This window comes from Halomonas campaniensis, assembly GCF_002211105.1.
Lineage (GTDB): Bacteria > Pseudomonadota > Gammaproteobacteria > Pseudomonadales > Halomonadaceae > Vreelandella > Vreelandella campaniensis_A.
Genome location: NZ_JPUA01000005.1, coordinates 1 through 14,522 on the forward strand (window position 1 = coordinate 1; position 14,522 = coordinate 14,522).

The 14,522-nt window shown below is 50.6% G+C and carries 7 protein-coding genes and 1 pseudogene; 5 read left to right on the forward strand and 3 right to left on the reverse strand.

Annotation, left to right across the window (positions count from 1 at the left end; translation table 11 throughout):
- Positions 1-1,012 precede the first annotated feature (1,012 nt).
- The 3 genes and pseudogenes from JI62_RS02655 to JI62_RS02665 form a co-directional block, all read right to left on the reverse strand.
- Positions 1,013-2,091, reverse strand: a pseudogene (locus tag JI62_RS02655) (IS3 family transposase).
- Positions 2,092-2,275: 184 nt separating this feature from the next.
- Positions 2,276-4,108 (reverse strand): sensor domain-containing diguanylate cyclase, encoded by a 1,833-nt coding sequence (locus JI62_RS02660; RefSeq protein ID WP_088698691.1) that lies wholly within the window; start codon positions 4,106-4,108, stop codon positions 2,276-2,278.
- A 688-nt stretch (positions 4,109-4,796) separates the two neighbouring features.
- Positions 4,797-5,351 (reverse strand): carboxymuconolactone decarboxylase family protein, encoded by a 555-nt coding sequence (locus JI62_RS02665; protein ID WP_088698692.1) that lies wholly within the window; start codon positions 5,349-5,351, stop codon positions 4,797-4,799.
- 212 nt (positions 5,352-5,563) lie between these two features.
- Here JI62_RS02665 and JI62_RS02670 point away from each other — a divergent pair, with 212 nt between their 5' ends.
- The 5 genes from JI62_RS02670 (at position 5,564) to JI62_RS02690 (ending at position 14,456) form a co-directional block, all read left to right on the forward strand.
- Positions 5,564-6,178: a TetR/AcrR family transcriptional regulator gene (locus JI62_RS02670; RefSeq protein WP_088698693.1), complete on the forward strand. Its 615-nt coding sequence runs from the start codon at positions 5,564-5,566 to the stop codon at positions 6,176-6,178.
- 374 nt (positions 6,179-6,552) lie between these two features.
- Positions 6,553-6,942, forward strand: coding sequence for a response regulator (locus tag JI62_RS02675; RefSeq protein ID WP_088698694.1), 390 nt, complete (start codon positions 6,553-6,555; stop codon positions 6,940-6,942).
- 235 nt (positions 6,943-7,177) lie between these two features.
- Positions 7,178-8,581, forward strand: a complete 1,404-nt coding sequence (locus tag JI62_RS02680; protein ID WP_346425898.1) for a GGDEF domain-containing protein — start codon at positions 7,178-7,180, stop codon at positions 8,579-8,581.
- 32 nt (positions 8,582-8,613) lie between these two features.
- Positions 8,614-11,475 (forward strand): PAS domain-containing protein, encoded by a 2,862-nt coding sequence (locus JI62_RS02685; protein WP_088698696.1) that lies wholly within the window; start codon positions 8,614-8,616, stop codon positions 11,473-11,475.
- Entirely contained in the window at positions 11,472-14,456 is a 2,985-nt protein-coding gene (locus JI62_RS02690; protein WP_240513109.1) for a response regulator, read from the forward strand. The genes JI62_RS02685 and JI62_RS02690 overlap by 4 nt, the downstream gene beginning before the upstream one ends.
- Positions 14,457-14,522 lie beyond the last annotated feature (66 nt).

Genomic DNA, 14,522 nt, shown 5'->3' on the forward strand with positions numbered 1-14,522 from the left:
GTTCCTGGGAGAGTATTCAGGGGAGCTAAAAACCGCGGGTGCTGCGCTTAATGTTTGAATTCAGGACTAGTGCTCATCGCTCATCGCTCATCGCTCATCGCTCATCGTGCAAAGATTCGTGCTGCACCTGAGGAAGCCTCATCCTCAGGTGGACTATTCCTAGTTTCAAATTCACCGGGGGCGAGTAAGGCTATTTCATCCGCGTGGGCGGATTGTGGCGTGAGGTTGGCCACCAACTTTTTTTCAGAGTAGGGGAGGGGTCTTCCTGCCCATTTTTCAGATGATTTGATCATAACTGCCCACCCGTAATTAATGTGGCCACACAATTTGCGCGCCAGATATCTTATATTGGCTTCTTGGGGGCAGCGCATTCATCAAGCTGCTCCCGCCCCACTTCAGTTAGGTCACGCCAAGCGTGTACCTCGTCTGTTTCATCAGCATTCTCGTCACATTGGTCGAGCAGTAGCTCAAACTTGTATGGTCTTATTCTTGACGGTTCGGGTGCTGAAAAATCAGCACTAATTTGAGCCAACCTTTCAAGAAGCCAAGCTTCCACTGCTAGACAAATAGCATCGTTCTCTTCTTCACCCAAGAGAGAAATACTATTGTCTGAACGATAAATGAAAAAATCATCAGGAATCTTTATCGACCCTCCACCCCGCAAGTACGCTACGATCTCTCAGCTCATTGCGGCCATATAGGCAACATCGCTTTGTAAACACTTCCAAGGCTTCACGAAAGGTCTCTAACGGTTGAGGAAAATGGTCGCGCAAATCAAAAGCACGGTACGCGAAAATTGCTTGGCCTTTATCTTTCGGTGTTCCCATCTTTTCCTCCGTTAAATGACCATTCCTTAGATTAAGATATGGCCTGTGTTTGATTTTCCATTGAATTGTTTTGGAAAGTCTTACATATTCTAGCGACGTCACCCCATTTTCAGTAGCAGTCGGGTTTAGCGTCAGAAGTAACTTTGACCCTCTCCCCAATAACCGAGCACTCAGACTAGGAAAAATCAGGCCTGTGAGTGATTCAGATAATACTCGCGCGGTGCCACATTGCCCAGCGAGCTGTGGGTCCGATCTTCATTGTATTCGATGCGCCAGTTCTCGATTTTTTCCTGCGCGTCGGCAAGGCTCAGGAACCAGTGTACGTTCAGACACTCGTCCCGGAAGCTGTCGTTGAATGATTCGATATAGGCGTTTTGATTGGGTTTTCCAGGCTCGATTAAACACAGGGCAACGCCATGTAGATGCGCCCACAACAGCACGGCGCGGTCACAAAATTTTTCCATTATCCGTACGAATGGCGCTATGTAGGCCACGTTGTAAAGCCAGGTGATTCAGAATCCGTGTTAACGACAGGCCGCCAATGGCACGTTCAGGCACGATAGCCACGGCTTCATGAGTAGCGTCGTCGACAACAGTGAGGTTCTTTATCACTGGCACGTCTGAGGTACGGTCAAAAACAAAATCCATTGGTCAGACCTGATTGGTGGCGCCAGGGCGAGCCAGTGGCTATCGTTCAGATGTAGGAACCTTCTTGCGCATTCGTCGTTTTACCCGCAACCGCGCCGCCGCATAGAGGCGCTCGACGCGCTTATGATTGACCTGTTCCCCGGCTTGACGCAGCTTCAGGTAGATCATGCCCGCGCCATAACGACGATGCCGATGGGCCAAGACCACAATGCGTTCACGCAATGCTTCATTGCGGTCAGGGGCCGATTGATAGCGCAATGCACTGGCACTCATACGGATGACACTGAGCGCTCGGCGCTCACTCAGACCACGTGACACCATAAAGCGCACCACGTCTCGGCGTGCCGGGGCACTCACCACTTTTTCTCAGCGCCTCGCGAGTGACCTCCATTTCCAGTAGCAACTCCGCGAGCAGCTTTTTCAAGCGTCCATTTTCGGCTTCGAGTTCTTTGAGTCGTTTGGCATCGGGTACGCTCATGCCGCCAAACTTGCTGCGCCATAGATAGTAACTGGCTTCTGAGAAACCGTGCCGACCGCATAGCTCTTTGATGGGCAGTCCTGCTTCTGCTTCGCCCAGAAAACCAATGATCTGTTCTTCGCTGAAACGCTTCTTCATGTCCAATCTCCTGACGCATATGTTCGGACGCTAAAGTGTAGCGCTACTCAATCTGAGGGTGACGTCGGGGCCGCACGGCGCTTAAATAAGCGACCTTCAGCCCAGCCTATGAGAAGAAACGTGACTTTATTGTTAGTTAAATTGCCTGCTCTATCGGCTTGGAAATAGAGATTGTAATTGTCTGCTAGACATCGACATCACCCTCGACCTTGTTACGTCCACGTTGCTTTGCGCGATAGCTCGCAACGTCAGCGCGATTGAGTACATCGTCGATCGTTGTATCCTCTTGGCGAAAATGACTGACCCCAATACTGACGGTAACTTGCCATTGACGGCCCTCCGCTTCGATAAAGCTAGCGGCAATACTGGCACGCAGGGATTCGGCGATGGTGAGGGCGCGTACGGGCGTACAGCCCGGCAGTATCACGGCAAATTCATCTCCCCCCTGGCGAGCGGCATAGTCACTGCTGCGAATCTCACTCTGCACGATGTTCGCGATTTGTTGAAGCATTTGATCGCCTAACGCATGACCTCCTTGATCGTTCACGGGCTTAAAACGATCTAAATCAAACAGCATGACGGCGGTCGGTTTGTCTTTTGACTGCCATTGCATCAGCAACTCTTCAAGATGCCTCGTTAGCCCGCGACGATTCAGTAATCGGGTGAGAGGATCATGCTCCGCTTCCCAGAGCTTTTGAGCATAGTCGTGGTGGTGCTGGGTGATATCGCGTACCGTACCCACGGTGCCGATAAACTGATCATCGACACGCACAGCCGCTGTTTGCACATCTAACCAGCACATCTCTCCATCGGCACTCAAGAAGCGGAACTGACGTGCAAAGCCCGTTTGTTTAACGAGGCTGCGTAACCAAGCGGTTCTGACCTCTGGGCGGTCATCGTGATGAATTCGGTCGTTCCAGTCTTGAAGGCTGAGAGGTGCCTCATCACCCAAAATCTCGTGCAGCGCGTCGTTGATAAAGGTCAGTTGACCGCGCGGGTTCGTCACAAACGTGCCTTGAGGCGAAGCGGATAACGTCCCCCTCAGCAAGGCTTCCCGCTCCGCTAAGTCGTGCAAGCTTGCTTGGCGTGCAGCTTCGGTCGTGTTGATCACATCAATAACGCGGCGCAGCTCTTTCATCGTGGTGGGGATATTCAATACAGAGCGGCGCCCGTCTTGAAGCTCTTGAATCTGTCGAGCAAGTTGCGCCAAGGGGCGTAAAGCCAACCAAATCACTCCCCACACCAAGGGTAAAATCAGTGCGAGCACGCCCCAGACGTATACAGTAATTTGCTTCATGCCCGCAACAAGAGGGGCTTCGGCTTGTGTTTGCGGCAAATGCACGCCAACGATCCAGTTCGCAGGCCAAATTTGTCGATAGGCGACCAGTTGAGATTCGCCAGCGATAGACTGACCTAAACTCTCACCTTCCCAGCCATCCAATGCTTGCTCCAAGACGGGCGACATGGTGTCCGGTAGCGTCACAATGGCTTCTTGTTGATTGGGAGCGTAAATACGCTGACCGGTTGCCGTTGTGATCGTGACATAGCCGCGATCGCCTAAGCGGAGCTTATCAAAGTTGTTGAACAGTTGGCTTTTCCTAAGATCGACCAATCCACCTAAAAAGCCTGTGTAGCGACCCGCGTCGTCGTGAAGGGGGATCAGCATCAGTACCAACGGCGTGTTAGTAATGCGCCCAACCAGGGGAGCACTGACATAAGGCGTTTTGAACGCATGCATAAACCGGGCATATTCACGGTCAGCAAAATTGTTACCGCTACGACCTCCTTCAGCAGGCCACTCGTCAACGACCTCGCTGCTTAAATCAAACACCAGCAGTGCTTCAAAGAGAGGTTCCATCGTGTACGCGTGCTGTTCTTGTAGAGCTCCTTGCCTGGGAAGCGACATCCTCTCTGCCAAACGCTCCAGCTCGCTGAAACGCTCATTCACCTGACGAGTGATTGAGTGGCTAATGAGTTCTGCCTCGTAGCGCAGATGCTGGTGGTTGGTCTCATTCACCAGGAACTTGCCCGCCTGCTAGCCAAACATGAGCACGATTAGGCAAAGCAAACCCCATAGCACCACGGCCCCCACGACCAAGCGCCCGCGTAGCGTCGCAAAAGGGAACGTGATCATGTGCAGGAAGGAGTGCTGCACGCGCCTTCTTGGAGCGATGTTTTCATTCGATATTGATGTCATGAACGGTACCTAGCAGGCTAAGGTTCAACGCGATCGCGTATCGCCTATCTCTTATGAAGGAGTCTAGTCATCATAACAGTTGAAAAGTGCTGAATTAGCTGACGTATCAACAAATGCTCAAGGAAGGCTAGATCCGTCACTCGCCGGTGGGTATGGCGCTACGTGGTTGGCGTAGCACTGGGATATGACGGCAAAAGGACAAGTAGAGAGCGTGGTAGGTCAGACGACCCTGTTGAGATGAAACGACAGCACACGCTAAACCATGGATGTCTAATTTGATGCGGCGCAAAATAGCGTCTAGGTTGATTTATGTTATGGCATGAAGCCTCTAGACAAGGATGTCACCCCCATGGAAGGCCTAAATCCTTCTGATCTGTTCCTTTTTATTGGCTCCAGCAGGAGCCTTTTTTCGTGTATCCAATATTTTTAATAGTGCCATCACTGTTAAAGAAGCCTCCTTCCAAAAACAAGAAGCGACGCTGGAGCGCCGCTTCTCGCGATACATTTATTAATTAGCCTTATGCCACTCAAATTTTTTGAAAGGGGCATCAACCGGTGTGTCGGCGAGGTGGTTGGTATAGTTGCTCATGACCTTCTGCGCTGTGACGAGCACGACCTCTAGAATCTGGCGTCTTGTATAGCCAACAGCAAGGAAGGCCTGCACGTCATTTTCATTTACTTTGCTACGACCACGCACAACGGAAAGTGTAAAATTGCGTAGCGCTTCCAAACGCTCTGTGGGGAGCGGAGTCTCGTTTCGCAGAGCCTCAGTGATGGCATCGTCCACATTCATGGATTTTGCAATGCCCGTATGGGCAGGAACACAGTAGTGGCAGGCATGTTCGACATTGATGGTCTGCCAAACCACGGTAAGTTCTTCCTTATTAAAACTGCTATCCAGCGCTAGCTGGTGAAGTTTTTGATACCCCTCCAATAGCCCCGGCGCTTCAGCCATGACGGCGTGTAAGCCAGGAATCATGCCGAATGCTTGGATCGATGTATCCAATAGTTTTTGGCTGGGTGGAGGGGCGCTTTGCTTATCGTGAAGCGTAAAATCGATCATGTAACGGCTCCTTTACTTTTTCGACAAAAATATGTCTTCCTACAGGCAAGAGCATGATTTTGAGTGATCACTCAAAAAAGGGCGTAATAGGTACAGCTTTCATCGAACGCGACTATAGCTGTACTTGAGTGATCGTTCAAGATAAAATTGAGCGATCGCTCAAATTGTTGACGCCGCTTTTCTCTAGCGGCCTTGTGAAATCGGATTCGATCATGCCTCGTGCAACTCTCCACCAACGCCATGACTCCTTAGAGCGGGCTCTACAGCTTTTCTGGCGGAAGGGCTTTCATGCCACTTCGCTGAAAGACTTGGAGCGAGCCCTAGATATGCGCCCGGGCAGTATCTATGCCACCTTCGGTAGTAAGGACCGGCTGTTTCAGGAAGCTTTAGAGCGCTACGCCCGTTTGGCTCTGGCCGAGCTTGAGCGTACTTTGAACGCTCACGACTCACCGCTGACAGGCCTGGCTGCCTATCTACGACGGCTCGGCGGTCTTTGTGACCAAGAGCTGCCAAACCGCGCCTGCATGTTAGTGAAGAGCCTGTTGGAATTGGGCGAACGAGAGCAGGCGGCTTGGCGCAAAGCAGAGGAGTTGCTGGCAGGTATGGAAAAGCGTTTTATTGATCGCTTCTCTGCTGCTCAGCAGGTTGGCGAGTTGGACTCGCGACTCGATCCCAGCAGGCTAGGACGGCGATTGCAGGCCGAGGTAATAGGACTAAGAGCTTTTGCCCAGCGCGACGTAGACAGCGCTGTTGTACATGATCTTGCCGAGGACATGGCGTTGTCCTTGGAAGCCCTGCGCATAGATGCTGTTTCATTTTCCCAGTAGTTTGCAATGCAATGTCGTGGCACTGACAAGCGTAGCTCCTCGTCCGAACACGGGCTGTTGGCAGTGCTTACTCTCTCATCACGTCGTATCAGCAGGATACTGGTAACCGCGAGGTAGATCCCCAGTATTACTCGCAGGCCCTATGAATAAGGCCTTGAATGGCGAGCGATCAAGTACTTGGTGGTCCGCGGTAGCCGTATGACGCGCAGCGTCCGGTGTTCACTCGGCCAGAGGTAGGATCGAGTATCACCTACTCTATTTGTTGAGAAAAGCCAATCGGCCTTATCATGCAAAAAGCATAGCACTTCTGATATATCGCTTATACAGTGACCTAAAATAGGTATTCTTGTTAAAGAATTTTAAGGAGACGTGTTATGGACGCACTTGAAAGAGTCTTGTACGTCGAAGACGATCCTGATATTCGCGATATTGCCGCCATGGCTCTGGAGGACGTAGGTGGCTTAACGGTGAAAGTATGCGAGTCTGGCGAACAAGCATTAAGTGAAGCGGGAAATTTCGCGCCACAAATGTTTCTGCTGGACGTTATGATGCCCGGCATGGACGGCCCCCGCACCCTACTGGAATTGAAGCGAAAAGGGCACATTAGTGACTCTATAGCCGTCGCCTTCATGACCGCAAAAGTGCATCCCGAAGAAGTGGCGCGCTATAAAGAAATCGGGGCCATAGACGTTATTGCAAAACCTTTTGACCCCATGACCCTCGCCGACGACGTTCGCGCTATCTGGAAAGCGTTTCATGCTTGATTCAACCTCTTCCCAGGCTTACGCCAAGCGCTTAAAAACGCTTTCGGATGCTTACTCAAAACGTCTTACAGCTGAGTTCGAGCGACTTACCGTGCTTGCTGACCGGCTTGCATCAGATCCCTCGTGTACTGAGTCACTTCAGCAATTACATTCAGTCTTACACTCGTTGGCAGGCTCTGCTGGGACTTTTGGGTTTGAAAGTCTTGGGCGTAAGGCTCGAGAGTACGAGTTGCAGGTGTCAAAGGCTCTGAAGCAAGACGCTAAGCAGCCACTCCCTATCTCGGGTTGGGTATTGCAATTACAAAGCACGCTTGCAGCGGACAGAAAAAAGAAAGCGGTTGTGGGTATGGAAACGACTCGCTTGGAAAATGTTGATGGTGAACCTTCCATCTGGCTGGTAGAGCGTGATGCCATGCTGGCAGAATATATGGTTCAACAACTACACAGCTTTGGCTTTCAAGTAAGGCATTTCAGTGATGCCCAGGAGCTCCAGCAAGAGAAACATTCACCCCCTGACTTACTATTGATTGACCATCGCGCTACCCAACGCCAGGTAATCAGCGTAGATCCGGTGGCCTTTTGGCGTATGCAGCTCAAAGATTACACCTGCCCAATTCTCTTTACGGGTAGTGAGGAGAGCTTTACGGCGCGACTTCATGCTTTGCGTAGCGGGGGGCAAAATTATTTCGTCAAACCGCTAGACATGATTAAGCTTGCTTCACACATAGCGCAGCTGATCAAGACGAAGGATAGCCAGCCAGAGCGGGTCATGATTGTCGAAGATGATGTCGAATTAGCACGGCATCTTGAGTACATACTGGAAAACGCGGGTATGCAGGTCAGAGCGTTCAATCGTCCCGACGCTCTGTTCGAGGCTATCAATGATTTCAATCCTGAGCTGATCCTTATGGATCTATGGCTACCCGGCATTACCGGCGCAGAAATTGCTGCCTTGCTGGGCCAGCTAGAGCGCTGGTCACAGCTACCGATAGTATATCTCTCGGCCGAACCCGATGCCGAACTGCGCGGGCAAGCGTTATTAAGGGGGGGCGATGCCTTTCTGGAAAAGCCCATCGACAAGGACTTGCTCGTCAACTTGTGCCGCGCCCGCGTTATGCGGCTACGCAAACTAGAGCACACCAAAAATAAAGATGCTTTAACCGGGCTCCTTAAGCACGCCAGTATCAAGGAGGCTCTGCAGGGCCAGTGGCAATTGGCGCAGCGAAAACCTCAGACCTTTTGTGTGGTGATGCTCGATATTGATCATTTCAAGTCGGTTAATGACACGCATGGCCATGCAGTCGGTGATTTAGTGATTGCTGCTTTCGGCACCTTGCTACGCCAGCGTTTCCGGAGTACCGATAAATTAGGCCGATATGGTGGAGAGGAGTTTACGCTGGTACTGATTGATTGTGCTGCTGACAATGCCGCCAACATGGTGAACAGCCTTCGCGAAGATTTTGCCGCTATCCAGTTTACGGGAGGCAGCAATCAGTTCGCCTGCACCTTGTCCGCTGGAGTGGTAGACAACCAGCGTTTTCCAGACGATACCGCCGAGTCGCTGCTTAACCGGGCCGACCAAGCGCTATATCAAGCCAAGAACAGCGGCCGTAACCGCGTCTGTTTAGCGGTAGATTAGCACCGAGAGCGATGTGACAGCTGAGGTTGAACATGAAGGCACCACTGATCCCGGAAAATGAAACTGAGCGCCAGTGTGCACTGAACAAAACAGGGTTGCTTAATAGTGATCATGAAGCACGTTTCGACCGCATTACACGCATCGCTCGCCATATGTTTTCAGTGCCCATTGCCCTGGTATCGTTAATTGACCAGAACCGGCAGTGGTTTAAATCATGCCAAGGGCTTGAGGCGAAAGAAACACCGCGCAACATTTCTTTTTGTGGACACGCTATTCTGTCCGATTCAACATTAATTGTGGAAAATGCCCTAGACGATGCGCGTTTTGCCGACAACCCCTTAGTGTCTGGCGCTCCTAATATTCGTTTCTACGCCGGTGCTCCTTTGCACACCGTCGACGGTTATCGGATTGGCACTCTTTGTCTGATTGATACACAGCCAAGGACCTTATCTGCTGAGCAAGTTGATATGCTTGGCGACCTGGCGGCGACGGTGGAGGAACTGATACAAGCTGATGAAATCAGCCAAACATCATATTCAGCACTAGAATCTGAACTGATTGCTAGCCGCGATCACATGGCCTCTCTGATTAATAACATGCCTGGGGTGACCTACCGCTGCTTACACGATGAGCACTGGACCATGCTTTACATTAGTGGGCAGGTCGACCGGGTCAGTGGTTATGTGGCAGACGAGCTGGTCGGTAATAAAAGCGTCTGTTACGCAGACTTAATCCACCCCGACGATGCGCCAGCGGTGGAGGAGGTGGTACAGACAGCGATTGCCAACGAGGTCGGTTGGCATCTTGAGTATCGTATCCAGCATCGAGATGGCACATGGCGCTGGGTGGAAGAGCGGGGCCAGAGCGTTCTAGGCGATGTTCAACATCCGATGGTTCGAGAAGGTTTCATTGTCGACATTACCCGTGAACAGAACACGGTAAGCCAACTTAAAAAACACCACGATGCATTGGTGCTGCTTAACGACATCGTGTTTTCCTCGCAAGATACGCTGGATGGGAAAATCAACCACGCCCTTGCGACGGCAAGGCAATACCTGCAAGTGGACCTGGCAATTCTTAGTCAGATCGAGGGTGACGTCTATACGGTGCGCTGGATGGAGGCCGCAGCAGGTGCTGCATTAATCCCAGGTCAGCAATTTATGTTGGGGCACACATGGTGCCACTTTATTTTTTCTGCCGACTCTGCTGAGGAGCGTGAACTGTTCATTGCGAATGTTGAACGCAGTGAATTCAAACGCCATCTCTGCTATCAGGCAAATCCGTTAGGCGCATATACAGGCATTGTCATTGAGGTAGAAGGCCAAGCCTTTGGCACGCTGAATTTTTCGGCCAGCAAAGCACGCGTTGAAAATTATGATGATAGCGAAAAGTTTTTTATACGCTTACTGGCGCGCTGGTTGTCCGACCTGCTAGCCAACAATATCCATAACGAGCGTCTCAGCAAGTTAACGGCGCAACTGCCCGGTGTGACCTATCAATTTCGACGTTTCGCGGACGGCCGCACTACATTCCCCTTTAGTTCTCCTCAAATTGAGGATTTTTACGGCCTTACTCCAACACAGGCTGCTGAAGATGCCGCCCCAGCCTATGAGCGGATTCACCCTGAAGATTTGGAAGCCGTCAGTGCATCGATAGAACACTCAGCTAGCACGCTGGCCTATTGGAAGGCGACGTATCGTGTGCAGTGTCAAGGTAATGGCTATCGCTGGATAATGGGCCATGCTAAGCCTGAGCGCCTTATGGACGGGAGTATCTTATGGCATGGCTACCTGCATGATATTCATGAGTGGGAGCAGGCACGTCTGGCCTTGGAAAACAACGAAACACGGTTAAGGGGGCTCTTTGAGTTTTCCCCCATAGGCATCGCACTGAATGATTTTGCAACTGGGCGCTTTATTGATTTAAACGATGCATTAATTGCCCCAACGGGTTATACCCGCGATGAGTTTGTATCGCTTAGCTATTGGGATGTCACACCAAAAGAATATAAGCCTGAAGAAGAAAAGGCACTTGCTAGCTTAACAGCCACAGGTCGCTACGGCCCTTTCGAGAAGGAATATATCCGCAAAGATGGCAGTCGTTATCCGGTGCGTTTACAGGGTATGCTGAGCCAAGAGCAAGATGGCCGGCAAGTGATTTGGTCATTAGTTGAGGACATCACTGAACGCCACAAGCTGGATCAAATGAAAGATCAGTTTATTTCTACCGTCAGTCATGAACTTCGTACGCCCTTGACATCGATCAAGGGCTCGCTCGGCCTTGTGAGGGGCGGTGCAGCGGGTATCCTACCTGATAAAGCTCAGTCGCTTATTAATACCGCAGAACGCAACGCACAGCGCTTAACGGCGTTGATTAACGACTTGCTGGATATGGAAAAACTGGTGGCTGGTAAAATGCCGATGCACTTAAATGTTCAACGGCTAGCCCCTTTGTTAAATGAAACCGTTGACGTTTTGCAAGGCTATAGCGAGCAGCATCAAGTGATGATTCAGGTCTCCAGTGCTTGGCCTCCCATATGGGGTAATGTGGATGGCCCTCGCTTGATACAAGCTCTCACGAACTTGCTGTCCAACGCGATCAAGTTCTCACCGCAAGGAAAGTCGGTTGAGCTAGACATTTCATCGACTGAGAGCTCCATCGATATTTCTGTGCGTGATTACGGGCCAGGCATTGATCCGGCGTTTCGCGATCGGCTCTTTCAGCGTTTTGCTCAAGCGGATGGCAGCGATACTCGAAAACTACCGGGTACCGGTCTGGGTTTAGCAATCAGCCAAGAAATCTGCCAGCAGATGGGCGGAGAAGTTGGCTACCGCAATGCGGTGGGCGGGGGAGCTAACTTTTTTATTTTGTTGCCTAGGGAATACCCATCGTGAAACTACCATTGAGCGTTCGTATTGTTCTACTTGTGATAGTCATGAGTGGTATTTTAGTCGGCGGAATATTGGTGACGGTTCACCAACTGATGGTGGCCAATTATGAAACCATCATGGCAGAGCGTGAAACAGCCGAAATAAACCGACTAGCGTTTGAGCTTGAATTATCACAGCAGCAGCGGACGCTTGCCCTAGAAGCGTTTGCAACACGCCTACTGACCGATAGTGGGCAGCTACGTAGTCAGCAAGCACTGCAATCGCTACTGCAGCAGCCTTCTGTGGCCAGTGAACTGTTTTCGGATGGTTTGTTGATTTTTGATGGTGATGGCACTGCTATCGCAGAAAACCGGCATGTGCCAGGGCGTATAGGTACTAACTATGCCGACCGTCCTCATATCCAGCGCGCCCAGCAAACCAAAGAAGCGGTAGTTTCAGAGCCAATAATGGGGCGTACCACAGGGTTGCCACTGATCTCATATGTGCAACCCATTCTGTCTTCCAATGATGATGTTATTGGATATGCAGCCGGAATAGTGGATCTCGCAAACACGCCGCTTATCGACTCGGGAAACTGGGCTGAGGACGAATCCAGTACTATCACCTTGATTCTTGACCCGCGACACCGCCTGTTTGTCTCCATGCGGGAGCGGTTCGACACACCCGAGCCGCTACCTGAGAATGGTGAGGACGCTCTAGTAGACGCTGCACTGTCGCTCAGCCCTGCCGGTACTTTTGTTGATTATCAACAACAGCAATACCTGGTGGCCAGCCAACAATTGGATTCTATAGGGTGGATTGTGCTACGAGCTCTGCCTTACAGTGACGCCATCGCGCCTGCCAAAGCAGCGTTCCGACAGTTTCTGCTAATCGCACTGATTGCCATGGCGCTCGTTGGACTGGCGGGGGCATGGATTGCGCAAAGTTTGACGCGCCCCATTGAGCGAATCACACATCGCATTGATCACATGGCCGACGATGCTCGGTTTGATAGCGATTTCCGCGAACAAGGCGGCCCTGAAGTACGTGCGCTCGCTCGTGCTATGAACCGTTTAGCGAATGAGCGAAAAGTGGCAGATGATGCGATTCGCGAAGCTGAACGTTTTTTATTTAATATACTTGAAGCTGCATCTGAAGTCGCCATTATTGCTACTGATACTGTCGGCATTATCACCGCCTTTAATAAAGGTGCCGAGAATATGCTGGGCTATAGCAAAACAGATGTGTTGGGCAAGCAGACCCCGGCGATATTGCACCTGAAAGATGAGCTGGAAGTGCGGTCTGCACAGCTAAGTGCTGAGCTAGGCAAACCCATTGAGGGCTTTAGAGTGTTTGTGGAAAAAGCCGAACAAGACGGCTCAGAAACGCGAGAGTGGACGTATGTCCACAAGGATAGCCACTATTTGCCAGTATCTCTTGTCGTGACTCCCATGCGTGATAGTACCGGTGAAATCAGTGGCTATCTGAATATTGCTGAAGACATTACCGAGCAAAAACAAGCGGATAAGATGAAAAATGAGTTTATTTCTACCGTAAGCCATGAACTTCGTACTCCATTAACCTCTATTTCGGGGGCCCTAGGCTTGATAATGGGGGGAGCGTTGGGTGAGCTGCCTGAAAAAGCACAAAAGCTACTGACGACCGCCCATCGTAACAGCAAGCGTTTAGCTCACTTGATCAATGATTTACTGGACATCGAAAAGATTGCAGCAGGCAAACTGCATTTTGACATGCAAGTGCAGCCTTTGATGCCGTTGATTGAACAGGCGCTGGAGTCCAATCGCAGCTATGGAAGCGATAGGAGCGTGACGCTTTCATTGGCATGTGGCGATGACGCATTAGAGGCACTTATCATTGTTGATCCTCAGCGGTTATCGCAAGTTCTCGCCAATCTTTTATCCAATGCGATCAAGTTTTCACCGGATGGCGACGAGGTAACACTTGCTGTTGAAGTGTCAGATAAAACGATAATCGTCAGCGTGATAGATAATGGCCCCGGCATCACAGATGCATTTCGCGAGAAAATTTTCCAGCGCTTTGCTCAAGCAGATTCTTCAGATACTCGCGCCAAAGATGGCACTGGTCTTGGGTTGGCCATTACGCGAGAGTTGGTCGAGCATATGGGCGGGCGGATTAATTTTGAGTCTGCCGAAGGTAAAGGCTCACGCTTCTTCTTTGAGTTACCTTTAATTCAAACGGCGGTGGAAACCTCTTTACAAAAGGCGAATGCTACTGAATATCGTCAATCTCCCCGTATTTTGGTTGTTGAAGATGATGAAGATGTTGCCTATCTGTTAAGCATTATGCTTAATGAAGCAGGGTATCAAGTTGATGTTGCCTTAAATGGTAAAGATGCGCTGAGCACCCTGCACAAAACGCATTATGATCTTGTTAGTCTAGATTTAATGCTGCCAGATACCTCCGGGCTGGATATTATTCGCATATTACGTGAGCAACCCAGCACGGCTGACATACCAATCGTCGTGATCTCAGCCAAGGTAGAGCAGGGGCGCTTAGCGATTAAAGGTGATTCTGACAATATTGATTGGTTAGCGAAACCTATCGATCAGTATAAGTTAATCGATATAGTTAATCGGCAGTTGTCAGCTAGCCGCCAAGACCATCCTCGGATACTCCATGTTGAAGACGACCTGGACTTGCACGAAGTAGTCTCTGCCATGGCAGGTGAGCGCTTTGAGTTTGAGGTGGCTCATACACTGGAAAATGCTCGCATATGTCTGAAACAGCAAGCGTTTGACGTCGTATTGCTCGATATAGAGCTTCCGGATGGGTCTGGGTGGGAGCTCGTTCCTGATATCCGCGCGTGCCAACCTGAAGCAAAAGTAGTCATTCTATCCGGAGCCGATATGACTAACCAACAGCACGGTCAGGTAGAAGCTGTTTTACTTAAGTCTCGGCTATCGACGGATAGGTTAGTAGAGGTTATCAGTTCACGTATTCGCTCATCTCGATTATTGAGGTGAGCTATCATCAGCTTCATTGGTTAGCCATAATGAAACGGCCTTTCGCTTAAAATACGTACTAGGCCG